This is a genomic window from Corallococcus sp. AB032C (assembly GCF_003668935.1).
GTDB lineage: Bacteria > Myxococcota > Myxococcia > Myxococcales > Myxococcaceae > Corallococcus > Corallococcus exiguus.
This window is the reverse complement of the sequence record NZ_RAWP01000055.1, coordinates 1-25,692: the sequence shown is the minus strand read 5'-3', so window position 1 is coordinate 25,692 and position 25,692 is coordinate 1. Positions and strand designations below refer to the sequence as shown.

Genomic DNA, 25,692 nt, shown 5'->3' with positions numbered 1-25,692 from the left:
GGGGACTCGCGCAGACTGCCGTGCCATGGGCTCTCGTCTCGTCCACGTCCTCCTCATCTCCGTGGTCACCGTGCTGGGGCTGCTCGTCCCGTGGGCGCAGGCGGACGGCTGGGCCCGCCTGCTGGAGACGGTGCTGGGCTCGGCGGCCATCTGGCGGCTGTCCTCGGTGGAGCAGGGCGTGGTGCACCGGCTCGCGGAGCTGGGCGTCTTCGCGGTCGCGGGGGCAATGCTCGGGAACGCGCAGGCTTTCGCGCTGCGCCGGGCGGGGCTTCAGGTGGCTGGCTGGGCGGGGTTGACGGCGATGGCGGTGGCGGTGGGCCTGGTGGGCTCGCGGGCCCTGGCCGTGGCGCTGGGGCTGTCGCCCGGGACGGCGTCCATCGGGATGGGCGTGGCGGTGGGTCTCACGCAGGGGTGGCTCCTGCGCCGCGAGGTGCATGGCGCCGCCGTGTGGGTGGCGGCGTGCGCGGTGGGCTACGGCATGGCCGGGCCGGCGGCGGACTGGAAGGCCAATGCTTTGAGGGCGGCGGTGGACGTGGGCGCGACCTGGCGCCTGTCCTCCATTGTCATCACGGCGCAGGCCATGACGTGGGGGGCGCTCGCGCTGTGCACGGCCATTGGCGGTGCGTTCATCCTGTCGAGCCTGCGCACCCAGGTGCTGCCCGCGGCCGGTTCGCGGATGCCCGGCGCCCTGGGGCAGTTCGCGGTGCTGGGGCTGGCGCTGCCGCTGATGGTCGCGCTGGAGGCCCGGGAGAAGAGCCCGACGCCGGTGGAGTTTCCGCCCGCCAACCCTCCGAGACTGATGCAGCCCAGGCCCACGCGGACCTGGGAAATCGAGCGGCCCGGGGCGGTCCCGAGCACGCCCGGCGAGTACATCAGCCCCGGATGCGTGGGCGTGGTCTGCGGGAACAGTGGATTGGGCCCCACGTCGCCGCGACCGTCCCCAGGGATCATCACCGAGCCCCGGCCCCGTCCGGCGCCCGTCCTCCATGACGAGCACCTGCGCACGCTGTTCCGCGAGGAACAGAAGCGGATGCCGCCGCCCACGCGCCGGTGGAACAACCCCGCGTCGGGTGACGCGCCGCTGCCCGCGGGCGCGACCGGACGCAGCTCGAACAGCGTCGCGCCCTGAGGGATTCAGGGTGCGCGGTTGCCATGGGTGGGAACTTCCTTGCCCAGCGCATGCCGACAGGTGGGCGCGCTCCGTCGTGAGGTGGACATGCGCAATGCCGCGAAGACCGGGCACGGCGGTTGCTCTGTCGCGTGTGCATGGGACGAGGCGTGTGGGTGGGCGCGTTGGTGAGCGCGCTGGTGTGGGGCGGGGTGGCTCAGGCATCGAACAAGGCCACGGCGGCGAAGAAGGCCCGGCCGGTGGTCGAGTTGTCGGACCGGGCGCTGTGGCGGGCGAAGTCCTGGGTGGGGATGACGACGCTGGCGAAGATGAGCTCGACGGTGAGCGATGACTGCTCGGGCATGACGCGTCTGGCGTTCCAGCAGCGGCGGTTGGATTTGCTGCCGGACGACGTGCTGCCGGAGGAGAACGGCGTCACGGCCATCCACCGCAAGGCGCGCGCGCTGGGGATGCTGACGGAGACGCCGAAGCCGGGCGCGCTGGTGTTCTTCAAGAACACGTTCGACCGCAACCGCGACGGCCTCATCAACGACGGCCTCACGCACATCGGCATCGTGGAGCGGGTGGGGACGGACGGCACGGTGACGTTCGTGCACAAGTCCGGCGGGCTGGTGAAGCGCTCGCGCTTCAACCTCGCGCAGCCGGAGGCGCGCAAGGACGCGGAGGGACACGTCATCAACGACTGGCTGCGCCGCCAGGGGAAGAAGACGCGCGGCTACCTGGCGGGGGAGCTGGTGGCGGGCTTCGCGTCGGTGGACGAACGCTGGCGTTCGCCCGAGCAGCCGCGCCTGGCCTCCGCGAAGCTCACCGTGAAGGGTGACGCCCGGACGGCACGGCGCTAGACACGGCCGGAAGATGTCCACCGTCGAAGGTCCATCCGAGTCCTTGAGCCCCGAACCCGCCGGCCCCATCCCGCCGACACCGCCGGAGGTGCAGCCCGCGCCGCCGCGAAAGAGGCGCTGGGCGCGCTGGATACTCGTGGGCGTGTGGGTGCTGGGCCTGGGGACGGCGGCGCTCACGTTCGCCGGACTGCCGGACGCGAGTCCCCTGGCGAAGGAGAACCCGAAGACGACGGCGCTCATCGAGCAGCGGGCGGGCGAGGCGCGCGAGGCCGGGCGCAAGCCGCGCCGGAGGCAGCAGTGGGTGCCGTTGTCGGCGGTGTCCAAGCCCGCGGTGGACGCGGTGCTCATCTCCGAGGACGCGAGCTTCTACCTGCACGACGGCGTGGACACGGTGGAGCTGGCGCGCGCGGTGGGGCAGGCGGTGGAGAAGGGGGAGCTGGGGCGGGGGGCGTCCACGCTCACGCAACAGCTGGCCAAGAACCTCTGGCTGTCCACGGACCGTAGCCTTACGCGCAAGCTGAAGGAGCTGGTGCTCGCGCGCCGATTGGAGGACGCGCTGACGAAGCAGCGCATCCTGACGCTGTACCTCAACGTGGTGGAGTGGGGGAACGGCGTGTATGGGATTGAGGCAGGAGCGCGGGAGCACTTCGGCGTGTCCGCGTCCCAACTCTCCGTGGCGCAGGGCGCGGTGCTGGCCGCGATGCTGCCGTCCCCGCGCAAGCGCTCGCCGGCCAGTGGTTCCCGAGCGCTGTGGAAGCACGCGCACCACGTGGTGGACGCGCTGAAGACCTACAAGCGCATCAGCGCGGCGCAGGCGGAGAGCGCGCACGCGGAGGTGGACCAGTTGCTCGGCCGGGCTCCCGCGGACGACGGGGGCGGGGACGACGCGGAGGACGACGGCCCCTGAAGAAGGCGCGTCGTGTCGGTACTGCAAGCCGGGCCGCCCAAGGCAGGGCCGTGCCGTGGGGGCCCGGCTTCCGGCCCTGATTTCCCCGTCAAGGACGTCCTCCTGTAGTGCGTGGGAGCGGCCGGATTGGATCCATTCCCCGTGCACTTCCACCCGGGGGCGGTGCACTTCCTCACAGCCCGTCCCTCCAGGAGGGCCCTGTCTCCTCGGGCGGCTTTGGCTGGCGGGGCTGTCCCGTGGGACGTAGTTTGAACGCAAACACCATGGCCGACCCCCACCAGGACCCCGCAGGCGACCCGCGCGAGCGGGTGCTGGCGCTGCTCAAGCACCACGGCTGGAACGCGACGTCCTTCCAGGTGCTGCAGCCGGGCTTCCAGTATTGGTTCTCTCCGGAGGCGGACGGGTGCATCGCCTACGTGGACACGGGCGGCGCATGGGTGGCGGGAGGCGGTCCCATCGCCTCGCATGAGCGCGTGCACGACGTGGTGGAGGCCTTCCTCCAGGAGGCCCGGAGCGCGGGCAAGCGCGTGAGCTTCTTCGCCACGGAGTCGCGCTTCTCCCGGCTCGTCCCGTTCGAGGAGTTGCCCATTGGCGAGCAGCCGGTGTGGGACCCGACGAAATGGGAAGCGGTGGTGAAGGGCAGCCGCAGCCTGCGCGAACAGCTCCGCCGCGCGCGCTCCCACGGTGTGCGCGTGCGCGAGGTGCCCGCGGAGGTGATGGAGACGGAAGGCCACCCGCTGCGAGCGGCGGTGGAGGTGCTGGCCGAGCACTGGCTCGCGTCGCGCCGCATGGCGACCATGGGCTTCCTGGTGGGGCTGGCCCCCGGAGCCTTCGCCCGAGAGCGCCGCGCCTTCGTGGCGGAGGTGGAGGGCCGCGTGGTGGGCTTCCTTTCAGTGACGCCCGTGTACGCGCGTGACGGCTGGTTCCTCCAGGACCTGCTGCGCGAACCCTCCGCGCCCAACGGCACCGCGGAGACGCTGGTGGACGCCGCGATGCGCGCCGCCGCGTTGAACGGGCGCCAGTACGTGACATTGGGCCTGGCGCCGCTCGCGGGCCCGGTGCGGCCGTGGCTGCGGTTCGCGCGCAGCGCGGGACGTCCGCTGTTCGACTTCGAGGGCCTGCGCTCCTTCAAGGCGAAGTTCCGCCCCGACGCATGGGTGACGCTCTATCTGTCCCACCCGAAGGACGAGCCAGCGCCGTGGGCCATCTACGACGCGCTCCGGGCCTTCGCGCGGGGGAGCCTGGTGAAGTTCGGGCTTGTCACGCTGCTGCGCCGGCCGCGCTTCTTCGTACGTGCGCTGACGGCGCTGCTGGTGCCGTGGACGGTGCTGCTCGCGCTGCCCATGAGCGCGCACTGGTTCCCCTCGCCGTGGGTGCAGCACGGCTGGGTGGTGTTCGACGTGGGGCTCATCGCGGGACTGCTGCTGCTCCTGCGCCGCTGGCGCGACGGGCTGGCCACGCTGCTGGGGCGGCTCACCACCGCGGATGCCTGTCTGACATTGGTGCAGGCGTTGGCTTTCAACGCCGCCAGGGCGAGGGGGCCGTGGGACTGGAGCATCATCATCGCGTCGGTGCTCGCCCCCGCGACGGCGTCCGCCATGCTGCTGCGCTCACGCGACCTGCGCGTCCCGGAGCCCTGAGTCCGGCTGCGAGGACAAACCCTCTGGCGACCTCGTGGACTTCCACGTCCCGCCCGGACGGAAAGATGAAGCCTCTCTGACGTTTCAATCCCAGACACTCTCCCTCCCCTGGGAACGAGAGGCCGTTGAACGGCTCTCGCGGATTGCGTGAAATGCCCGGACCGGCCTCGGACCCGAGCGGATGTCCCGCGGCGGCTCCAGAGAACGGGTAGGAGGCGTTCATGCGGCTGCCCTCGGGCGTCGTCACGATGCTCGCCGTGGTGCTCAACTCCGGCGTGGGATTGGCAGCAGCTCCCCCTTCACCACCGGCGACCGCCACACCGCCACAGCTCCCGCCAGGCGTCTCCGCGACGCTGTGGCGGCTCGCGGTGCCCAAGGGCTCCGAGCCCACGCCGGAGCGGGTGGCGCTGGGCGAGAAGCTCTTCCGGGAAAAGCGCCTGTCGGTGGACAACACCGTGGCCTGCATGACGTGCCACGAGCCGGAGCTGGGCTTCACCGACGGCAAGCCGCTGTCCGAAGGCGTCAAGCAGCAGAAGGTGGCGCGCAACAGCCCCACCGTCCTCAACGCCCTCTTCAACGCCACCCAGTTCTGGGACGGCCGCGCGGCCACGCTGGAGGACCAGGCGAAGCTGCCCATCCTCAACCCGCGTGAGATGGGCATGCCGGACCCGGACACCGTCGTGAAGAAGGTGCGCGGCATCCCCGAGTACGTCACCGACTTCCAGAAGGTGTTCGGCCGCGAGCCCAACTTCGACGACCTGGCCGTCGCCATCGCCGCGTTCGAACGGATGCAGTTCTCCGGCGACGCGCGCTTCGACAAGTTCATCATGGGCGACAGCAAGGCGCTCACCGCGTCGGAGAAGAACGGCTGGGCGCTCTTCAACGGCAAGGCGCGCTGCAACTCCTGCCACGCGGGCAACGCCGTGTCCCCGCTGTTCAGCGACCAGAAGTTCCACAACATCGGCGTCGCCGCGCACAAGCAGGACTTCGTCACCCTGGCGCGCAAGGGCGTGCAGGTGGTCCGCACCGGCGATGAGAAGCAGATCGACGAGCTGGCGCTCAACTCGGAGTTCTCCGAGTTGGGCCGCTTCCTCGTCACCAAGCAGGAGAACGACGTGGGCTCGTTCAGGACGCCCATCCTGCGCAACGTGGGCATCACCGGCCCGTACATGCATGACGGGTCGCTCACCACGCTGTGGGACGTGATGGACCACTACAACAAGGGCGGCGTGGCCAATCCCTACCTCGACGGGGGGATGCAGCGACTGGGGCTCACGGAGCCGGAAATCGACGACCTGGTGGCGTTCCTCTTCACCCTCACGGACACGAAGTTCGACAAGCTCAACAAGGAGCAGCTGGCGAAGCAGCGCGCCCGGAAGAACACCCGGCCGGAGCGGGACAACGCCATCGCCATGGGCAAGAAGGGCAACCTGGGCGATCTGGCTCCAAACCCGGACCTGAACGTGAAGAACCCGGCGGACCTGGGCTTCTACGGCGACGTCACCCCGGTGACGACCACCAAGCAGCGGTAACGGAGGCGCGCCATGGCCAACAAGTTCCAGAGCATCGAGACGAAGCACTACGCCGAACGCGACGCCTTCTTCGAGGGCCTGAAGAAGCTGGACCGCCGCGCCTTCATGCGCGTCGCCGGCATCTCCGCCGGCATTGTCGCGGGCATGGGCAAGCTCACGCCCAACAGCTTCCAATTGGTCAACGTGGCGGAGGCGCAGGGGGAGAAGCCGAAGTTCTCCTTCGCGTACATCTCCGACACGCACCTGTATGAAAACAAGCTCAACGACCGCTTCGTGCGCGCCATCCTCAAGGCCGTGGATGACGTGAACGCGCTGGACCCCCAGCCGGACTTCGTCCTCTTCGGCGGAGACCTGGCGCAGCTGGGCCAGGCGGGTGAGCTCAAGCTGGGCGCTCAAATCCTCAAGTCCGTGAAGGCCCCCATCAAGATGATGGTGGGCGAGCACGACTGGTTCCTGGACATGGGCGAGCTGTGGCGTGACCTGTTCGGCGCGCCCAACTACTCCTTCGACCACAAGGGCGTGCACTTCGTGGTGCTCAACTCCATCCACGAGAAGGACTTCTGGACGGAGCGGAAGCTCTCCCCCATGGAGCGCATGAAGATCGTCGCCGGCCTGGACAATGGCATCCAGTCCCGCTTCGAGGTCGGCGCCGAGCAGCGCCAGTGGCTCCAGAACGACCTGGCCAAGGTGGCGAAGACGACGCCCGTCATCGTCTTCAGCCACTCCCCGCTCTACAAGTACTACAAGCCCTGGAACTTCTGGACCGACGACGCGGACGAGGTGCAGGCCATCCTCAAGCCGTACGAGAAGGTCACCGTCATCCACGGCCACACGCACCAGTTGCTCAGCAACCGCATTGGCAACATCTCCTTCCACGGGATGCTGTCCACCGCGTGGCCGTGGCCGTACGCGCCGGAAGGCCTGCCCACGCTCACGGTGCCCATGAACCGCGCGGATCCGTTCAGCCAGTTCGACGGCTGCGGTGACGGCCGCATGGACGTGCTGGAGTCGGGGCTCGTGGACAAGGTCTACAACCTCTGGCAGCGCGACCCCATCACCGTGCGCGCCAGCTACCTGGGCTCCGGTGGCAAGCAGTCCGCGCCCCCCAAGCCCAAGCTGCCCACCTACTAGGACCGGAAGAGGAACTCCCTCCCCATGAACCTTCGAATGAAGCTGCTCGTGGTCCCGTGCGCGGCTCTGTCCTTCGCCGGCGGCGTGGCGCTCGCCACGTCCCCGGAGTCGAAGCCTGAACCGCTCCCCAAGCACGTCCTGCCCGCGTCCAAGGACGGCAACCTGGTGCTGGGCCTGTGCGACGGTGAGACGTCCATGGAAGTGCAAGGCGTGAAGGACGGCCAGAAGCTCACCCGCACACAGGCCATCACCGCCACCGCGCAGTTGATGGATGACTGGCGCAAGAAGAACCCGGACGCGAACTGGGACGACGTGCCCGGCCCGGTGCTGGCGCAGGCCTCGCCCCCGGCCACGAAGAAGTCCCCCACTCCCGCGCCCCAGCCCAACCCCGGCTCGAAGCCCTCGGGCAATGACGTGCGCCAGGGCGGCGTGGGCGCGGAGACGGGCGCCAAGGCGGTGCCCCAGCAGCAGAAGGCCAACCTCCAGACGGGCCACACCTACGGCGCGTACTCCGAACGCGACGAGCAGGTGTGGGCGGACTCCGTGCAGGCGGCCGTGAAGGAGGGCCACCGCGTGTTCCACGACGCGGACGCGCTGGGCGGCACGGTGGGCGTGTCGTGCGACATGTGCCATCCGGACGCGGCCAACACCCACCCGGAGACCTACCCGAAGTACCAGGTGCAACTGGGCCGCGTGGCGCTGCTGCGCGACATGATCAACTGGTGCATCGAGAACCCGGTGCGAGGCAAGCCGCTGGCGGACGGCGACCCGAAGATGCGCGCGATGGAGGCGTACATCTACGCGCAGCGCAAGGGCGTGAAGCTGGAGTACGGCAAGCACTGATGCGCGGGTTGGACCTCGGGCCTCGGGGCGCTTCGTGCGCTCAGGGGCCCAGGTACAGGTCCAGGGCGGTGTAGGCCGCGCACAACGGATACGCGAACAGCAGGATGTAGGTGATTTGCAGCGGCGTCAGGTGCCGCCGGTCGATGACGCCCTTCGTGGGGCCGCGTTCATCCCGGCGGCGCAGGTATGCCCCCAGCGCCAAGGACACCATCCCTGCCACGAGCCATGGGGTCATGGGGGAAAGCATCCAGCGCGCTCGGGAGGGGATGCAAGCCAGCCCCCGTCACATCCGGCTGAGGAAGAAGCGGACCAGGATGAACAGCGCCATCGCGTAGGCGTACCCCAGCAGGACGCGACCGGCGATGCGCTGCGGAGTCGGCTTGCGCGGCCCGGCCTCCGGAGGCGGCGCGCTGCGCTGGTCGCGCATCACGAGGAAGCGCCCCAGGCCGAGCGCGACGATGACGGAGATGATCACAAGGTCGAAGGCGCCCATGGCGCGGGAGCTTCGGACAACGGCCTGACGGGATTCAAGGCAAGTGGCATGCCGCACCCCGCCAGTGGCGCACCGAACGAACCGGTCCAGCGGATTTCCAATGGCCCGATGGGGTGCTCCCTCGGCCGCGGTTGCCCCCGAACTTGTCCGACAGTCGGACAGGTTTCCGCGAGCGGGACTGAGCGGAGGCCCCGGCCAGCCACGATGGCCCAAAGCTGTCCGACAGTCGGACAGGATTTCTCGGCTCGGGTGTCGGGGACCCTGGATGCGGTGGTCCAAAGCTGTCCGACAGTCGGACAGGTTTTGGCCGCGCGCCGCCGCCGGGGGCTCGGCGGGGTTCTTACCTTCTCATCGGTGGGGGCAGCCTTCAGGCCTGAAGGCCTGGCGGGACGATGGATGGTGGAAACCCTTACGAGGTCGACGGCGTCCGCTGCGCGGGGAGGCTTCGGGCCATGGCCTGACAGGATTCAGGGCTTGGGGTCTTGCCTTCCCCCCGCCGGGTCCCGGTTGAATGCGGGCCATGTCCCTCGTCCCTGTCACGGACCCCAGCGGTTTACTGGAGCGCGCGCCGCGTCTGGCGGAGCTCCTGCCGGATGCCGCGCTGTCGGAGGCGCTCACGCGGGGTGATGCGTGGGCGGTGCATGCGGTGCTCTCACGCCGGCTGGAGCACGAGCCGCCTGGCCCCATGCGGGAGCTGCTGGCGACGCTGGTGGAGGACCGGGGCGCCTTTGTCATCGCGGCACGGTCGCCGGAGACGTCCTCCGTGCTGGGGACGGGTGTCCGGTGGAGGGGCGCGCCTCCTCGCGGCGCCGCGCCGGACGCGCCCTTCGTCGCCGAGCGCACGGTGACGGTGTTGGGCATTCCGGTGTGGCCGATGGACGGCTACCTCGTGCGCACGGACGGCAAGGCGCGGGTCCAGGTCATCGGACAGGTGCCGCCCTCGCTTGGAAGGTCGCGCCGCCGCGCGGTGTCCCTGGCTGGGATGGCGCTGGGGCTCTGCGGCCTGGTGGGGCTGGGCGCGGTGTGGCTGGACGCGCGCAGCATGCGCGCCGTGACGGTCGTCAACGGTCTGTCGCGCCCCGTGGACGTGCGCATCGGAGGCGAGCACTGGGTGGTGGCGCCCGGGACGCAGGAGCAGGGGCGCGTGAAGTTGGGAGACGGACCGCTCCATGCGGTGACGACCTGGCCCGGCCAGGAGTCCGTCATCGAGGACGTGACACTTCCAGTCCAGGGCGAGCGCATCCTCTACAACGTGAAGGGCGCGGCGATGCTGGAGGCGGTCCCTGAGGAAGGGGTCGTCTCCGCGGGCCCCTACGCCAGGTCCCTTCCGGAGATCGCCTCGGTGCTCCAGCCGGGCGAACAGCTCTCCGTGCAGTCCGCGAAGTGGGAGTCCGCCGCGCGCCTCTACGCGGAAGAGGGGAGCTGGCAGGCCGCGGGCCGCGTGGCGTCCGCCGTGGCGGAGGTGGAGCCGGGCAATACCGTCGCTCGGGAGATGGCCGCGCGCGCATGGCTCTTCGTGGACACGCAGGTGCCCGCGAACCTGCCGGCCGACCTGCGCTGGCGCAACACGCGCGACTTCGCGGCGATGCTGATGCACACCTGGCAGGAGGACCCGGCCGCGCAAGCGCTGGCGCTGTCGTTGATGCGCCACATCGGCCAGGGGTCCCAGGCCCGCGCACGCTACGCGGAGCACGCGCAGCAGCATCCGGACTCGCCGCTGGCGGCCCTCTACCTGCAGCGCGCGAGCCCGCCGGACCTGGGCTCCTCGGACGCCGTCGACGCCTACTCGAAGCTGGCGGCGCGCTTCCCGGACTCGCCCGACGTGACCCGTGCGTGGTTGGAGGCGCGGTGGCGCTTCGAACTGGAGCACCCGGACCGGGGGGACGACGCTGGACGCTCGCCGTACGAGGTCCAGACGGCGGAGCTGTTGAAGCCCTTCGTTGAGAAGCACCCACCTGAGACACTGGAGGCGCTGGAGCTGGACGTGCGCATCCTCTTGCGCGCGCGGCTGCGAGACGCGGCCACGGGGCTGGTGCGCCGCTACGGCCAGGACCCGCGCCACCGGACCTGGGCCTTCCTGGTGCTGGCCGGACGCACGGCGGAGGCCGCAGGGCCTGAGCACACGTCCTACGTGATGCGTGATTGGATCCCCGCCGACCTCGCGCGGCAGCCGGAACGGATGCTGCTGCTGGACCTGCTCACCGGCCAGCGCTCGCCGAAGGACGCGGAGCTCGCCGCGCTGGCGTCCCCCGAGGACCGCTCCATGCTGCGCCTCACCCGGGATGTGCTGGTGGATCCGAAGCGCGCGCTGAAAGAGGCCGACGGCGACCCCTTGGTCGTGCTGCCCCGGCTGGATCCGGAGATCCTCGCGCTGCTCGCCCTGGAGTTCACGCGCACCGGCGATGCCGTGGGGAAACGGCTCTTCAGTGTCTCGCTGCCGCTGATGCTCGCGCGCGAACCGCTGCGAAACCACGTCCTGTCCGTCTCGGGCGTCCCGGGACCGGACTTCCTCCGCCTGCCCCCGGGCCTGCGCGCCGCCGCCACCCTGGTCCACGCCCGGCGCGAGGCGAAGGAGGGCTACCCGGTGTTCACGGAGCGGTTGGACGGTCTTGCCCGCATGGACGCGCTGGGCGGCTTCTCGGTCCGCGCCGCCGGCCCCTGGATGCGGCGCGCGTTCGACGCCTGCATGGACACGAAGGTGGAGCAGTCCCTGCCCCAGGGCATCCTCTTGAGGGGTGACCTTGTGAAAGAGCAGGCCCGCCAGGAGGACGACCGGGAGGGCCGCCGCCCCAACTGCGAGGCGCGCATCGTCAGGCCCACGGGGCTGCCGCTTCCCCGGACCGCCGCCACGACGACGCCGTAGAAACGCGAACGGCGCCGACCCCTGAAACCGGGTCCGGCGCCGTCACGGTGCAGCGGGGAAGGGGAACCTCAGCCCGGCTGGCAGACCTGGCGGAGGATGTCCAACGACTCCAGCGCCTTGCCCGCGCCAATCACCACGGCGGACAGCGGGTCCTCCGCGAGGAACACCGGCAGGCCCGTCTCCTCGCGGAGCAGCGTGTCCAGGTTCTTGAGCAGCGCGCCACCACCGGCCAGCACGATGCCCCTGTCCGCGATGTCACCGGCCAGCTCCGGCGGCGTGCGCTCCAGCGTCAGCTTCACCGCTTCGACGATGCCGTTGACGGGCTCCGCGAGCGCGTCTCGCACCTCGTCGCTGGACACCGTCAGCGTGCGCGGCACGCCGGCCACCAGGTCGCGACCCTTGATCTCCATGGTCATGACCTCGTCCGTCGGGTACGCCGTGCCGATGCCCATCTTGATGAGCTCCGCCGTGCGCTCACCGATGAGCAGGTTGTACTTGCGCTTGACGTACTGGATGATCGCCTCGTCCAGCTTGTCGCCGCCGATGCGCACGGACTTGGCGAACACGATGCCCGCGAGGCTGATGACCGCGACGTCGGACGTGCCACCGCCGATGTCCACGATCATGTTGCCGCTGGGCTCCGTCACCGGCAGGCCCGCGCCAATCGCCGCGGCCATGGGCTGCTCGATGAGGTAGACCTCGCGCGCGCCCGCGTTGGCGGCCGCCTCACGCACCGCGCGGCGCTCCACCTCCGTGATGCCGGACGGGATGCCGATGATGATGCGCGGGTTCACCAGCGTCTTGCGGTTGTGCGCGCTCTGGATGAAGTAGCGCAGCATCGCGGCGGTGATTTCGAAGTCGGCGATGACGCCGTCCTTCATGGGCCGGATGGCCACGATGTTGCCCGGCGTCCTGCCGAGCATCTCCTTGGCCTCCTTGCCCACGGCGAGCACCTTCTTGCCGCCGCGCGAGTCATGCTGCACCGCCACGACGGAGGGCTCGTTGGACACGATGCCCTGGCCGCGGATGTAGATGAGCGTGTTCGCCGTACCCAGGTCGATGGCGAGGTCGCGCGAAAACAGGGTGTGGAGCCAGTCGAACATACGGGGACGGAAACTTTCGGAAGGGCCGGGAAACTCTCCGCCCTTCAGACGGAGTGCGTTGTCGAAACTACTACGCGCCGCAATACGGAGGAAGAAAAGCCGGAGCCCCTCTCTGGGCGCCGCTCGCTGGACAACCAACCGCACCCGCCCGTCTGTTCCCTTGTCCGCATTCGGACCGCGCTTTTCCTGAAGGACCCCAACCCGCGTCCTCCCCAGGCCAGCAGCCGGGCGGACGTCCGGGCTTCTCAGCGCTTCAGCGAGTACTTCCCGATGGCGTAGAGGGCGCGCACGCCGTCCTTCCAGCCAATCTTCTTGCCCTCCTCGTAGGTGCGCCCATGGTAGCTGATGGGCACCTCGAAGACGCGCCAGTTGCCGCGCGCCACCTTGGCGGTGATTTCGGGCTCGAAGCCGAACCGGTCCTCTTCCACGTGCACGGAGCGGATGACTTCCGCGCGGAAGGCCTTGTAGCAGGTCTCCATGTCCGTGAGGTTCAGCCCGCTCGTCATGTTGGAGAGCGTGGTGAGCAGGTTGTTGAGGACGGTGTGCCAGTAGTACAGCACCCGACGTGGCGACCCGATGAAGCGGCTGCCGAAGACGACGTCCGCGTCGCCGTCCAGGATGGGCTGGATGACCCGGGGGATGTCCCGGGGGTCGTATTCCAGGTCCGCGTCCTGCACGAGGACGATGTCGCCCGTGGCCTCGGCGAAGCCCCGGCGCAGCGCGGCCCCCTTGCCCTGGTTGTTCTCCTGGAAGAGCACCCGGATTTCGTTCCGGTTCTTCGGCGAGCCCCCCAGGACTTCCAGACCCTGTTCGGACAGCTGGCGCAGGAATTCGCGGCTGCCGTCCTTGGAACAGTCGTCCACCAGGACGAGCTCCTTGGGGAAGTCCACGGCGATGCAGCGCCGGAGGATTTCCGCCAGGGTGGGAATCTCGTTGTAGACGGGGATGACGAGCGAGACGAGCATGGCGGCCCCGCCCTATCGCATTTCCCCCGCCAGGGCGACTCCCTTGCACACAAAATTCAGGGCCGGGCCGCGCTCCGGAGCGTGTCCAGCAGGGCTTCCAGGTCCGCGTCCCCGGTGAGCGGGTGGATGAGCGTGGTGCGCAGGTACACACCCCGGGGCAGCCGCGTCTGCACCAGGTAGAAATCTCCACGGGAGACCAGCGCTTCACGCAGGCGGACCTGGAGCGCGTCCCAGCCCTCCGGCGGCACGTGCGCGGGGGTGTGCCGGAAGCAGACGATGTTGCAGTCGGGCTCCAGGGCCAGCTCGAAGTCCGGGGCGGCGGTGAGCATCCCCGCGAAGCGCCGGGCCTGGTCGTAGGAGGCGGTGACGGCCTCCTCGAAGACGCGCGTGCCCAGCACGGACAGGCACGCGTAGACCTTGAGGGGCATCATCTCCTTGGTGCACTCCAGCGTGCGCAGGCCCACGTCGCTGTAGGGGCGCGCGTCGTCGCCGTCGCCGTGGAAGAGGTAGTGGGCCTCCTGGGAGAAGGCGTCGAAGGAGCGCGCGCCGTCGCGGAAGAGCACGGCCGTCACCAGCGCGGGCATGAGCAGCCCCTTGTGCGCGTCCCACACCACGGAGTCCGCCCGCTCGATGCCCTTCACCTGCGCGCGGTACTTCGGGCTCAGGGACGCCGCGGCCCCGTGCGCGCCGTCCACGTGGAACCACAGGCCGTGCTTCTGCGCGAAGTCCGCCACGGGCTCCAGCGGGTCGAACGCGCCGGTGGCGGTGGAGCCCGCGCTGGCCACCACGGCGATGGCCTTGCGCCCCGCGCGGGTGGCCCGGGCGAGCGCGTCCTCCAGGGCGTCCGGCCGCACGCGGAAGTGGTCGTCCACGTCCACCGGGGTGAGGCCGCCCTCGCCCCAGCCCATGATGCGGACCGCGCGGGCCAGGCAGTAGTGGGCGGAGCGGGGGACCAGCACCGTCAGGGGCGGGCCCGCGTGCGCGCCGCCGTTCCACGCGTCGTAGCCGGCCTTCGCCTGACGGGCGGCGAGCAGGGCGGTGAGGTTGCCCGCGCTGCCGCCGGAGGTGAGCACGCCCCGGGCGCTGGGAGGCAGGCCCAGCTTCGCCGCCATCCACGCGAGCACGTGGTGCTCCATCGCGGTGGCGACGGGGCCCATCTCGTACACGGCCATGCCGTTGTTGAGCAGCGACGACACGGCATCGCACAGCGCGGCCAGCGGCACGGGCGCCGTCACCTGATGTCCCACGTAGCGCGGGTGGTGCAGGTGGTGCGAACCCTCCAGCACGCGCGCCATCAGTGACGCGAAGGCCTGTGAAGGCTCTGGCGCCGGCTCCTCCGGAAAGGCCGTGGCGAAGCGCTCCTGATTCACCGCGGGCGGGGCCCAGGGCAGCACCGGCAGCGCGCCCCCGGCGAGCGCGGCCTTCAGGTAGTCCGCGAGCTGATCCATCAGGGCGTGGGCGGTGGTCCGGAAGGCCTCCGGTTCATAGGCGGCGCGCAGCGGAGGGAAGACGGGGGTCGTCATGGCGGGCGCACGCTAACGGGAGCGCATCTCCCGGGTACGGGAAACCGGGGCACGAGGTGACGGATGGGCTCCAGGCCGGCCGGCGGAACCCTTCCGCTCCCGGAGGGACCGGGCGGGCAGGGGCCCGGCAAGGGGCGGGTGGCTCGCGGCGACCCCGGGCCGTCCCCACCTTTCCATCGCACAGGAGGAGACGACCGATGGCTTTCGACGACACGCCGTCCGAACGGCGCTCCATCATCAGCGGCATGCGCGTCCGCTCGGCGGACGGGAAGCTCCTGGGGTACGTGGCCCTCATCGGCCAGGAGCATCTCTACGTCCGGCGCTCGCCCTTCGTCCGCCATCGCCACTGGAAGGAGGCCCCCCTGTCCGCCGTGGGCCGGGTGCTCCAGGGCGCCGTCATCCTGAAGGAGGGCACGGGCCCGCTGACTCACGCGGACGCCATGTTTCACGGAGAAATCCCGACACAGACCCTGCCCCTGGTGCTGGGGCTCGAGCCGTCGCACGCGTGAGGCCGTCCGGCGGTGGACATTGAGGAGGGCGTGGACACCTGAAGTGTGATTCAACCTGGCGTCATGGCGACTTCCCTCGAAGAGCTCTCCCAGCGGGTGTCCGCGGCGTTCGCGGACCGGGCGAAATTGAAGGACGCGGACACGGTGGCGGCGGTGCGCGAGACGCTCGCGCGGCTGGACACCGGGGAGCTGCGCGTCGCGGAGAAGGGCCCGGAAGGCTGGCGGGTCAACGCCTGGGTGAAGGAGGCCATCCTCCTGTTCTTCGCCGTGTCGGAGATGAAGGTGATGGAGGTGGGCCCCTTCGAGTTCTACGACAAGGTGCCCCTCAAGAAGGGCCTGGAGGCGGCGGGTGTGCGCGTGGTGCCGCCGGGCACCGTGCGCTACGGCGCCTTCGTGGAGCGGGGCGCGGTGGTGATGCCCGGGTACGTGAACATCGGCGCGCGGGTGGGCGCGGGCACCATGGTGGACACCTGGGCCACGGTGGGCTCGTGCGCGCAGGTGGGCCGCAACGTCCACCTGTCGGGCGGCGTGGGCCTGGGTGGCGTGCTCGAGCCGCCCACCGCGTCGCCGGTCATCATCGAGGACGGCGCCTTCCTGGGCAGCCGCTCCATCGTGGTGGAGGGCGTGGTGGTGGAGGAGGAGGCGGTGCTCGGCGCCAACGTGGTGCTGACCGCGTCCACGCAGATCATCGACGTCACCGGGACCCAGGAGGTCATCCACAAGGGCCGCGTGCCGGCGCGCAGCGTGGTGATTCCGGGCATGCGGGAGAAGCAGTTCCCCGCCGGTAAGTTCATGGTCCCGTGCGCGCTCATCATCGGGCAGCGCAAGGCGTCCACCGACCAGAAGACCAGCCTCAACTCCGCCCTGCGGGACTTCGCCGTCGCGGTGTGAGCCTGCGACAAATCCGGCGCGGGCGGGGTCGCGTATAGGAGTTGTTACGCGACTTGTTACGGCCGCGTCGTTTTCAGGAGAGCATGGAACACCTCGACGAAATCCTCCCCGAGTGGCTGCTCGGGACCCTGGAGCCGGCCCGGCGCGACGCCGCGGCACGGCACCTGGACGGTTGTGCGCACTGCCGGGCGGAGTTGGCCCGGCTGACGCCCGCCGTGGATGCGTTGGGGGCGCTCGTGGAGCCGGTGGCGCCCCCCGTCGAATCGCTCCAGCGGCTGATGGAGCAGATGGAGGGCCCCGGCCGCTTCGCCCGCCAGGCCGGGAAGGTCGCCGCGTTCCTGGACGTGGCGGAGGCTCGGGCCCGAGAGCTGCTGGAGTCCATGTCGGAGCCGTCCCACTGGATGCCCGGCCCGGTGGAGGGCGTGGAGCTGATGCCGGTGGAGACGGGCCCGGCGCGCGAGGGGATGATGGCCGCCATCGTGCGCCTCCAGCCCGGCGCCCGCTACCCGCGTCACACGCACCTGGGCCGCGAGTGGAACCTGGTGCTGGAGGGCGGCTTCCGCGAGGACTCCGGCCACGAGGTGTGGCCCGGGGACGAGCTGGAGAAGACGGACGGCTCGCTGCACGACTTCACCGCGCTGCAGGGGCCCGCGTGCATCTGCGTCTCGGTGTTGGATGGCGTGACGTCCTTCGAGGACCTGGCGGACGGCGCCTGACGGGACGATGTCCCGGGCCCGGGCGGGGAGTATGGTGCTTCGCGCATGTCCTCCACCGACCTCGCCACCCGACTCGCCCAGACGACGCTCGAGCTGTGTCGCATTGAAAGCCCCATTGGCTACGAGGGTCCCATCGCGGACCACGTGGAAGGCTGGGCGCTGAAGCACTTCCGCCGCGAGGAGGTCTTCCGCGTCGGGCACACGCTGCTGTTGGGCTCGCTGGAGGACCCCCGGCCCACGGTGGCGCTCATCGGTCACCTGGACACGGTGCCCATGCACCCCGGGGACGTGGGCCGCGCGCCGCGCATCGAAGGGGAGCGCGTGCATGGGTTGGGCGCGTCCGACATGAAGGGCGGCGTCGCGGTGATGATGGCGCTGGCGGAGGACCTCAAGCGCGACACGCTGCCCGTCAACGTGGCTTTCCTCCTGTACGAGCGCGAGGAGGGCGCCTACGCGGAGAGTGGCCTCATCCCGCTGTACGCGAAGCGGCCGGACCTGTCCCACGTGAAGTTCGGCATCGCCATGGAGCCCACGGACGGCGTGGTGCAGGTGGGCTGCGTCGGCAGCATGCAGGTGACCGTCCGTTTCACGGGGCGCAGCGCGCACTCCGCCCGGCCGTGGCAGGGGGAGAACGCCATCCACAAGGCGGGGCCGCTGCTCACGGAGTTGCTGGGCCGCGAGCGCGTGGAGGTCAACGTCGCGGGCTTCCCCTTCTATGAAGTCATGAGCGCCACGCTGGCCAAGGGCGGCCGGGCGCGCAACGTGGTGCCGGAGGCGTTCGAGCTGAACCTCAACTACCGCTTCGCGCCGGGCAAGACCGTGGCGCAAGCGAAGGAGGACGTGCTGGCGCTGGTGGCGGGCCGCGCGGAGGTGGAGTTCACGGACGCGTCACCCAGCGGGCCGGTGGCCGCGGGCAACCCGCTGTTCCAGCGGCTGATGTCGCTCACGGGGCTGCCCGCCGCGTCGAAGCAGGCGTGGACGGACGTGGCCCGCTTCGGTGAGTGGGGCGTGGACGCGGTGAACTTCGGACCGGGTGAGACGGCGCAGGCGCACCAGCTCCACGAGAGCGCGCCCATCCCTCCGCTGGCCGTGGCGTACGAGAAGCTGGCCGCGTTCCTGAAGGGCGCGGCTTAGCGGCTCGCGAGCGTCGTGCGCTCCGGGGCCGGATTCTCGGCCTCGCGCATTCGTCAGGTGGCGTGCATCTGCGCAGGGGGGCATGGATGCAACTCCGGCGGTTGCGCTTACCCTTGCAGGGTCGTCATCCCTGGAGGTTGTTGATGCACGCCGAGTCGAACATGCAGGACCCGAACGAGACCCCGTCGTCCAACACGATCCTGCCGGTCGGTGAGGCGACGCCCGCCACTCCGTCGCGCCGCCGCTCCTCCGGCGCGCGGAAGGGTGCCCGCAAGGCATCGTCCCGCCGCACGGGGGCCGCGAAGCGCGCAACCTCCAAGCGCACCACCGCGAAGAAGGCCGCGGGCAAGCGCACCGCGAAGAAGGCCACCGCGAAGCGCGGCACCGCGAAGCGCGGTACGGCGAAGAAGGCCACTGCGAAGCGCGGCGCCCGCAAGGCTCCGGCCCGTCGCGCCGCCGCCGGACGTACCGCACGCAAGACGTCCGCCCGTGGCAAGTCCGCGCGCAAGACGACGGCTCGCAAGAGCCCGTCGCGCCGCTCCACGCGCCGCTAACAGCCCCCGTCGCTGGCGGAAATACCCCCCATCACCGGGTTCCCGCCAGTGACCCAGGGGCGGGTCATCTTCCATCCCCGCGCCCCCTTATTCGCCGGATTAATCGAGTTTTCCGGCTGGGCCTGATAGGCGTGGAGTTGGACACTGAACGACAGTACTAGTCGTCCGGGGTCCAACGAGGGGTGGAGATGTCCAAGGGGAAGCAGAAGCAGCCATTCCAGTTGCCGGAGTTCTACGTGCCGTGGCCGGCGCGCCTGAACCCGAACCTGGAAGCGGCCCGCGCGCACACCAAGGCGTGGTCGTACCAGATGGGCATCCTGGGGCCGCCGAGGGATGGCACGGACCGCGAGATCTGGTCCGAGCGCCGCTTCGACGGCATGGACTACGCGCTGCTCTGTGCGTACACGCACCCGGAGGCGCCGGGCCCGGAGCTGGACCTCATCACGGACTGGTACGTCTGGGTCTTCTACTTCGACGACCACTTCCTGGAGGTCTTCAAGTACTCGCGCGACGTGGCGGGTGGGCAGGCCTACCTGGACCGTCTGCCGCTGTTCATGCCGCTGGACATGTCCCAGACGCCGCCGGAGCCCACCAACGCGGTGGAGCGCGGCCTCTGGGATTTGTGGCAGCGCACCGTGCCCTCCATGTCCATGGATTGGCGCAAGCGCTTCTTCGAGAACACCAAGCACCTGCTCGATGAATCGATGTGGGAGATCGAAAACATCAGCGAGGCGCGCATCTCCAACCCCATCGAGTACATCGAGATGCGCCGCAAGGTGGGCGGCGCGCCCTGGTCGTCCGACCTGGTGGAGCACGCCGTCGCCGCGGAGATTCCGGACCGCGTCGTGAAGAGCCGCCCGATGCGCGTCTTCAAGGACACGTTCTCGGACGCGGTGCACCTGCGCAACGACCTGTTCTCCTACGAGCGCGAAATCCTGGAGGAGGGCGAGCTCTCCAACGGCGTGCTGGTGGTGGAGACGTTCCTCGACTGTGACACCCAGCGCGCGGCGGACCTGGTCAACGACCTGCTGACGTCGCGGCTCCAGCAGTTCGAGACCACGTTCGCCACGGAGCTGCCGTGGCTGTTCGCGGAGTACGGGCTCAACCCGGTGGAGCAGGCGCAGGTGCTCACGTACCTGCGCGGACTCCAGGACTGGCAGTCCGGCGGCCACGAGTGGCACATGCGCTCCAACCGCTACATGAACCAGCACTCGGAGGAGCGGCCGGCGCTGTCCATCCCCGTGCCCTCCGGCCTGGGCACCTCCGCGCTGCGGATTCCGCTGACGCCCGGCGGGCTGGGACTGGGGCCTCGCTCCCGCTCCCTGAGCCACGTGCCCCGCCAGCACGTGGGCCCCACGAAGCTGCCGAAGTTCTACATGCCGTACAGCACGTACTTGAGCCCGCACCTGGACCGCGCGCGCAAGCACTCCAAGGAGTGGGCGCGGCGGGTGGGCATGCTGGAGGTGGTTCCCGTCGTGGGGTTCTACGTCTGGGACGACCACAAGTTCGACGCGGCGGACGTGGCCCTCTGCGGCGCGTACATCCACCCGGACGCGACGCCGGAGCAGCTGGACCTGACGGCGTGCTGGCTCGTCTGGGGCACCTACGCGGACGACTACTTCCCCATGCTCTACGCGAACACGCGGGACATGGCGGGCGCGAAGATGTTCACCGCGCGGCTGGGCCAGTTCATGCCGGATGACGTGGAGGCCGCCAACGCCGCGGTGCCCACCAACCCGGTGGAGCTGGGCCTGGTGGACCTGTGGAAGCGCACCGCCGGCCCGCTGTCGTCGCGTGGCCGCACACTGTTCCGCAAGGCCATCCAGGACATGACGGACAGCTGGGTGTGGGAGCTGAACAACCAGATCGTCAACCGCGTGCCGGACCCCGTGGACTACATAGAGATGCGCCGCAAGACGTTCGGCTCGGACCTCACCATGAGCCTGTCGCGCCTCTCCAAGGGCGACGCGGTGCCGGAGGACGTCTTCAACACCCGCACGCTGCGCGGGCTGGAGAACTCCGCCGCGGACTACGCCTGCTTCGTCAACGACCTCTTCTCCTATCAAAAGGAGATTGAGTTCGAGGGCGAGCTCAACAACTGCGTGCTCGTGGTCCAGAAGTTCCTGGGCGTGGACAAGGACACGGCTGTCCTCACGGTCAACGAGCTGATGACCGCGCGCATGAAGCAGTTCGAGCACCTGGTGGCCAAGGAGCTGCCGGTGGTCATCCGCACCTTCAACCTGGATGCGAAGGCGCAGGAGAAGCTGAACAAGTACGTGGAGCAGCTCCAGCAGTGGATGGCGGGCATCCCGCGGTGGCACGCGGAGGTGACCCGCTACACGGAGACCGAGCTGACCCACGACGCAGCGCCCAAGTTCAAGGCCGGGAACGTCTCCGGTCTGGGCAAGTCCGCGATGCGCATCGCCGAGCTGTTCCGCACCGGCAAGCCTTGAGTTCAACCGCAGTCCGAAGCCTTTTGATTCTTCAACCTGGAGAAGGGTGACCCCATGTCCAACGACATCAAGAAGTTCGACGACAACAACCAGAGCCTCGGCACGCAGGCGGCGCGTCAGCTGGCGACGACGACCAAGTCCGAGCCGCAGATGCAGGGCATCTCCTCGCGGACGCTGCTCAAGCTGCTGCCGTGGGTGCAGGTGTCCGGCGGTACGTTCCGCGTCAACCGCCGCATGACCTACGCGGTGGGTGACGGCCGCGTCACCTTCACCAGCACCGGCGCCAAGGTGCAGGTGATTCCGCAGGAGCTGGGCGAGCTGCCCCTGCTGCGCGGCTACGAGGACGTGGACGCGCTCACCGCGCTGGCCAACCGCTTCGAGCAGAAGGAGTACAAGGCCGGTGAGGTCATCACCGAGGCCGGCAAGGAAGCGGACTCCATCGTCCTCATCGCCCACGGCAAGGTGAACCGCGTCGGCTCCGGCAAGTACGGTGAGCCGGTGGTGCTGGAGACGCTGGCGGACGGCGACCACTACAGCTACCAGGCGCTGCTGGAGTCGCAGGACTACTGGCAGTTCACGGCGAAGGCCGTGACGCCGGTCATCGCGCTGGTCCTGCAGCAGTCCGCCTTCGAGGCGGTCGTGGCGCAGGTGCCGTCGCTGCAGAAGCACATCGACAACTTCAAGGCCCGCTCCAAGAAGAAGCAGGACACGTCCGGCCAGAAGGCCATCGAGCTGGCCGCCGGCCACCACGGCGAGCCCGTGCTCCCCGGCACCTTCGTGGACTACGAGACGCACCCGCGCGAGTACGAGCTGGCCATCGCGCAGACCGTGCTGCAGATCCACACGCGCGTCGCGGACCTCTTCAACGACCCCATGAACCAGACCCAGCAGCAGCTGCGTCTGACCGTGGAGGCGCTGAAGGAGCGCAAGGAGCACGAGCTCATCAACAACCGTGAGTTCGGCCTGCTGCACAACGCGGACCTGAAGCAGCGCATCCACACCCGCTCCGGCGCGCCGACGCCGGACGACATGGACGAGCTGCTGGCCACGGTGTGGAAGGAGCCGTCGTTCTTCCTGGCCCACCCGCGCGCCATCGCCGCGTTCGGGCAGGAGTGCAACAAGCGCGGCATCTACCCCACCAGCACCGACGTGAACGGGACCATGGTGCCCGCGTGGCGCGGCATCCCCATCGTGTCCTGCAACAAGCTGCCCATCAGCGAGTCGCGCACCACGTCCATCATGCTGATGCGCGCGGGTGAGAAGAACCAGGGCGTCGTCGGCCTGCACCAGGCGGGCATCCCGGATGAGATCGAGCCCAGCCTGAACGTCCGGTTCATGGGCATCAACGAGAAGGCCATCATGAACTACCTGGTGACGGCGTACTTCTCCGCGGCGGTGCTGACGCCGGACGCGCTGGGCATCCTGGAGAGCGTGGAACTGGGCCGCTCGTAGTCGTCGCCGTCCCCCTGACCGAACGGAAGGCATTCCATGGCGAATCCAGACAAGAACCTGGCGGCGCACGACGGCACCAGCCTGAGCACGGCCGGCGCCCGCCAGCTCGCGACGACCACCAAGACGCAGCCGGTGATGCAGGGCATCTCGCCCCGCTACCTGCTGAACATCCTGCCCTGGGTGCAGGTGTCCGGCGGCACGTACCGCGTGAACCGGCGGCTGACGTACACCGTGGGCGACGACCGGCTGAACTTCAGCAACATCGGCGCCAAGGTGGAGATCATCCCCCAGGAGCTGCTCAAGCTGCCGCTGATGCGGGGCTTCCAGGACGTGGATGACCTGCTCATCCGCACCCTGGCCAGCCGCTTCACCCAGCAGCAGTACAAGGCCGGGGACACCATCGTGGAGGCGGGCAAGTCCGCCGAGCACGTGATCCTGCTGGCGCACGGCAAGGCGCAGAAGCTGAAGGCCGGCAAGTACGGCGACCCCGTCGTGCTGGACACGCTGGCGGACGGCGACCACTTCGGTGACCAGGCGGTGGTGGAGTCGAACGACGTGTGGCCCTTCACCGTCAAGGCCGTCACGGCCTGCACGGTGATGGCGCTGCCGCAGGATGTGTTCGAGTCCCTCATCAACCAGTCCCCGGCGCTCAAGGCGCACGTGGCGCGGTACCAGGCCAATCTCAAGAAGCCCCAGGACAAGGCGGGCCAGTCCGCCATCGCGCTGGCCGCCGGTCACCACGGCGAGCCGGTGCTGCCCGGCACCTTCGTGGACTACGAGCTGAAGCCGCGCGAGTACGAGCTGAGCGTGGCGCAGACCATCCTGCGCGTGCACACCCGCGTGTCGGACATCTTCAACGACCCGATGAACCAGACCGCGGAGCAGCTGCGGTTGACCATCGAGGCGCTGAAGGAGCGCAAGGAGTGGGAGCTCATCAACAACCCGGAGTTCGGCCTGCTGCACAACGCCGACCTCAAGCAGCGCATCAACACCCGCACGGGTCCACCGACGCCGGACGACATGGATGAGCTGGTGTCGCGCCGCCGCAAGACGCGCTACTTCCTGGCCCACCCGCGTGCCATCGCGGCGTTCGGCCGGGAGTGCAACAAGCGCGGCCTGTACCCGACGGTGGTGGACGTGGGCGGGGCGAAGTTCCAGGCGTGGCGCGGGGTGCCCATCCTCCCGTGCGACAAGCTGCCCATCAGCCGGGAGAACACCACCTCCATCCTCGCCATGCGCATCGGTCAGGACGACCAGGGCGTGGTGGGCCTGCACAACGCGGGCATCCCCGACGAGGTGGAGCCGAGCCTCACCGTGAAGCGCATGGCCGTGAACGACCAGGCCATGACGAACTACCTGGTGAGCACCTACTACTCCGCCGCCGTGCTCGTCCCGGACGCGCTGGGCGTGCTGGAGAACGTGGCGCTCGGCAGCTGAGGCATTCCCCGCAGTGAGACATGGACGGGCCCGGTGCCTTCAGTGCGCCGGGCCCGTTGTCTTTGGGGCCTAATACTTCACGCGCACCAGGAAGACGTCGCCGCGCGTGGGCTTGAACTTGTCCACGCCGAAGTCGGTGACGCGGTCTGTGTAGCCGAACAGCACCGCGTCGCCGTCCGGCATCAACGTCACCGCTGGCACCGCCTCCACGCCGTACAGCTCGCCGCGCGCTTCCGGCGCCGTGCCCAGGAAGAGGCGCGAGGCCAGTGGTTGTCCCGTGGGGTCGAAGCGCTGGGTGAAGAGCTGCGCGGACCCCAGGCCGTCTGGGCCCGTGGCGCCGTTCTCCAGCCACGAGTACGTGTAGCCCACCACCAGCACCTCGCCGGTCGAGTGGATGGCCACGCCCTGCACGGACGCGTCCACGCCCAGGTCGCGCGCCCAGCGCTCGGTGCCGTCCGCGCCCGTCACCACCACGAAGGGGCTGGGGCTGGCCGCGCCCTTCAGCGCCGCGCCCGCCCAGGAGAAGCTGCCCTGGAAGTCGCCGCCCGCCACCACGTCACCGGCGGCGTCGCGGCTCACGTCGCGGACGCTTCCCTTCACGCCAGGCCGCGGCTTCGCCCAGCCGAGCGCCCCGTCCTGCCCGTACAGCGCCACGAACGGGCTGCCCGAAACGGAGCCCTGCGTGACGTTGGTGCCGAAGCGCACGGTGCCCGTGTATCGCCCCGCCACCGCCACGCTGCCGTCCGCGCCGGGGGCCAGGGACAGGGGCTCGGCGCCCGCGCCCTCGGACTCCGCGCTGCCCACGGCGAAGGCGCGCTCCGCCGTGCCGTCCGCCGTGAACACCGCCACGCCGGCCGAGGCCCCCTTCACCTCGTTGCCCAGGTCCACCGTGCCCGGCGCCGTATAGGCCACGTACAGCCGGCCCTGCGCATCCGCCGCCACGTCCTTCACCCTCAGCTCGCCGGGCACCCGGTGCGCCCAGAGCGTCGCGCCGTCCGCGGACAGCCTGGCGACGATGGCGCCGTCGCTGAGCTTGCCCGTGCCCAGGTCCACCGTGCCCTGGATGTTGCCGGCCAGGAGCATGCCGCCAGCGCCGTCCGCCGCCACGCGGGCCTGAACGTCCGCGCGCAGCGTTTCGGGCGTGGCGTCCACGCGCACGTCGTACGCGTGGGTCCACAGCGTCTGCCCCGCGCCGGAGCGCCGCGTGAGGACCAGCTCCACGGCGTCATCCGTGGGCGTGCGCGCCTCCAGGTCGTCGTAGCCGTGCACGGCGGCGGTGAAGAAGTCGCCCGTGGCATCCACCGCCAGGTCCAGCGCCAGGTCGTCCTGCGCGGCGCCCTCCTTCGCGAACCACATCGTGGCCCCGGATGCGGGCGGCACGGTCCCCGGCTCCTGGACCGGAGGCGGTGGTGTCTGTGGGTTCTGATTGCCCGGCGGCGTCTGCGTGCCGCTCCCCGGAGGTGGAACCTCGCCCGGTAGCGAAGGCTGCTCCGAGGGTGGGCACCCCAACTTCGAATCCTGGCAGTTGTCCGGATCGGGCTTTTCAGCCCCGCCTCCGGTCCAGGAGCCGGGGAC

At 69.8% G+C, this 25,692-nt stretch carries 22 protein-coding genes; 16 read left to right on the top strand and 6 right to left on the bottom strand.

Annotated elements, in window-relative coordinates; genetic code table 11:
• Positions 1 to 25: 25 nt before the first annotated feature.
• The 7 genes from D7X99_RS23475 (at position 26) to D7X99_RS43850 (ending at position 8,024) form a co-directional block, all read left to right on the top strand.
• Positions 26 to 1,129 carry a hypothetical protein gene (locus tag D7X99_RS23475; protein WP_121779729.1) on the top strand — a complete coding sequence of 368 codons (1,104 nt, stop codon included), beginning with the start codon at positions 26 to 28 and terminating at the stop codon, positions 1,127 to 1,129.
• 137 nt (positions 1,130 to 1,266) lie between these two features.
• Entirely contained in the window at positions 1,267 to 1,971 is a 705-nt protein-coding gene (locus tag D7X99_RS23470) for a CHAP domain-containing protein (protein ID WP_121779728.1), read from the top strand.
• Between the two features lie 13 nt (positions 1,972 to 1,984).
• Complete coding sequence (locus D7X99_RS23465) at positions 1,985 to 2,878, top strand: transglycosylase domain-containing protein (RefSeq protein ID WP_121779727.1); 894 nt, start codon at positions 1,985 to 1,987, stop codon at positions 2,876 to 2,878.
• Between the two features lie 263 nt (positions 2,879 to 3,141).
• On the top strand, positions 3,142 to 4,518 hold the full coding sequence (locus D7X99_RS23460; protein WP_169827421.1) for a bifunctional lysylphosphatidylglycerol flippase/synthetase MprF: 1,377 nt from the start codon (positions 3,142 to 3,144) through the stop codon (positions 4,516 to 4,518).
• 221 nt (positions 4,519 to 4,739) lie between these two features.
• Positions 4,740 to 6,050: a cytochrome-c peroxidase gene (locus D7X99_RS23455; RefSeq protein ID WP_121779725.1), complete on the top strand. Its 1,311-nt coding sequence runs from the start codon at positions 4,740 to 4,742 to the stop codon at positions 6,048 to 6,050.
• Between the two features lie 12 nt (positions 6,051 to 6,062).
• Positions 6,063 to 7,181 (top strand): metallophosphoesterase, encoded by a 1,119-nt coding sequence (locus D7X99_RS23450; RefSeq protein ID WP_121779724.1) that lies wholly within the window; start codon positions 6,063 to 6,065, stop codon positions 7,179 to 7,181.
• Positions 7,182 to 7,205: 24 nt separating this feature from the next.
• Positions 7,206 to 8,024, top strand: a complete 819-nt coding sequence (locus D7X99_RS43850; RefSeq protein WP_211484369.1) for a c-type cytochrome — start codon at positions 7,206 to 7,208, stop codon at positions 8,022 to 8,024.
• Between the two features lie 40 nt (positions 8,025 to 8,064).
• On the opposite strand, the gene D7X99_RS42390 is transcribed toward D7X99_RS43850, so the two are convergent.
• Positions 8,065 to 8,259 carry a hypothetical protein gene (locus D7X99_RS42390; RefSeq protein ID WP_147476237.1) on the bottom strand — a complete coding sequence of 65 codons (195 nt, stop codon included), beginning with the start codon at positions 8,257 to 8,259 and terminating at the stop codon, positions 8,065 to 8,067.
• A gap of 48 nt (positions 8,260 to 8,307) precedes the next feature.
• Positions 8,308 to 8,517 carry a hypothetical protein gene (locus D7X99_RS23440; RefSeq protein WP_121779723.1) on the bottom strand — a complete coding sequence of 70 codons (210 nt, stop codon included), beginning with the start codon at positions 8,515 to 8,517 and terminating at the stop codon, positions 8,308 to 8,310.
• A gap of 520 nt (positions 8,518 to 9,037) precedes the next feature.
• On the opposite strand from D7X99_RS23440, the gene D7X99_RS23435 reads away from it, so the two are divergent.
• Positions 9,038 to 11,380, top strand: a complete 2,343-nt coding sequence (locus D7X99_RS23435) for a hypothetical protein (protein WP_121779722.1) — start codon at positions 9,038 to 9,040, stop codon at positions 11,378 to 11,380.
• A 68-nt stretch (positions 11,381 to 11,448) separates the two neighbouring features.
• On the opposite strand, the gene D7X99_RS23430 is transcribed toward D7X99_RS23435, so the two are convergent.
• From D7X99_RS23430 to D7X99_RS23420, 3 genes are all read right to left on the bottom strand, one after another.
• On the bottom strand, positions 11,449 to 12,483 hold the full coding sequence (locus D7X99_RS23430) for a rod shape-determining protein (protein WP_120598366.1): 1,035 nt from the start codon (positions 12,481 to 12,483) through the stop codon (positions 11,449 to 11,451).
• A gap of 245 nt (positions 12,484 to 12,728) precedes the next feature.
• Positions 12,729 to 13,448, bottom strand: coding sequence for a glycosyltransferase family 2 protein (locus D7X99_RS23425; RefSeq protein WP_120575652.1), 720 nt, complete (start codon positions 13,446 to 13,448; stop codon positions 12,729 to 12,731).
• A 56-nt stretch (positions 13,449 to 13,504) separates the two neighbouring features.
• A complete protein-coding gene (locus tag D7X99_RS23420; protein ID WP_121779721.1) occupies positions 13,505 to 14,971 on the bottom strand; it encodes an aminotransferase class I/II-fold pyridoxal phosphate-dependent enzyme in 1,467 nt (488 codons plus the stop codon).
• Between the two features lie 197 nt (positions 14,972 to 15,168).
• Between D7X99_RS23420 and D7X99_RS23415 the strand changes: the two genes are divergently transcribed.
• From D7X99_RS23415 to D7X99_RS23380, 8 genes are all read left to right on the top strand, one after another.
• Complete coding sequence (locus D7X99_RS23415; protein WP_121779720.1) at positions 15,169 to 15,480, top strand: hypothetical protein; 312 nt, start codon at positions 15,169 to 15,171, stop codon at positions 15,478 to 15,480.
• A 63-nt stretch (positions 15,481 to 15,543) separates the two neighbouring features.
• Positions 15,544 to 16,371 (top strand): 2,3,4,5-tetrahydropyridine-2,6-dicarboxylate N-succinyltransferase, encoded by an 828-nt coding sequence (locus D7X99_RS23410; protein ID WP_120597335.1) that lies wholly within the window; start codon positions 15,544 to 15,546, stop codon positions 16,369 to 16,371.
• Between the two features lie 83 nt (positions 16,372 to 16,454).
• The gene (locus tag D7X99_RS23405; RefSeq protein WP_121779719.1) at positions 16,455 to 17,087 is read left to right on the top strand and encodes a cupin domain-containing protein; all 633 of its coding nucleotides are present in this window, start codon (positions 16,455 to 16,457) and stop codon (positions 17,085 to 17,087) included.
• A 45-nt stretch (positions 17,088 to 17,132) separates the two neighbouring features.
• Positions 17,133 to 18,221 (top strand): succinyl-diaminopimelate desuccinylase, encoded by a 1,089-nt coding sequence (gene dapE / locus D7X99_RS23400; protein ID WP_121779718.1) that lies wholly within the window; start codon positions 17,133 to 17,135, stop codon positions 18,219 to 18,221.
• A gap of 143 nt (positions 18,222 to 18,364) precedes the next feature.
• Positions 18,365 to 18,775 (top strand): histone, encoded by a 411-nt coding sequence (locus D7X99_RS23395; protein WP_121779717.1) that lies wholly within the window; start codon positions 18,365 to 18,367, stop codon positions 18,773 to 18,775.
• Between the two features lie 188 nt (positions 18,776 to 18,963).
• The gene (locus D7X99_RS23390) at positions 18,964 to 21,228 is read left to right on the top strand and encodes a family 2 encapsulin nanocompartment cargo protein terpene cyclase (RefSeq protein ID WP_121779716.1); all 2,265 of its coding nucleotides are present in this window, start codon (positions 18,964 to 18,966) and stop codon (positions 21,226 to 21,228) included.
• A gap of 54 nt (positions 21,229 to 21,282) precedes the next feature.
• A complete protein-coding gene (locus tag D7X99_RS23385; protein WP_121779715.1) occupies positions 21,283 to 22,680 on the top strand; it encodes a family 2B encapsulin nanocompartment shell protein in 1,398 nt (465 codons plus the stop codon).
• Positions 22,681 to 22,716: 36 nt separating this feature from the next.
• Positions 22,717 to 24,117, top strand: coding sequence for a family 2B encapsulin nanocompartment shell protein (locus D7X99_RS23380; RefSeq protein WP_121779714.1), 1,401 nt, complete (start codon positions 22,717 to 22,719; stop codon positions 24,115 to 24,117).
• A gap of 69 nt (positions 24,118 to 24,186) precedes the next feature.
• On the opposite strand, the gene D7X99_RS23375 is transcribed toward D7X99_RS23380, so the two are convergent.
• A complete protein-coding gene (locus D7X99_RS23375) occupies positions 24,187 to 25,497 on the bottom strand; it encodes a PQQ-binding-like beta-propeller repeat protein (protein WP_147476236.1) in 1,311 nt (436 codons plus the stop codon).
• Between the last annotated feature and the right edge of the window lie 195 nt (positions 25,498 to 25,692).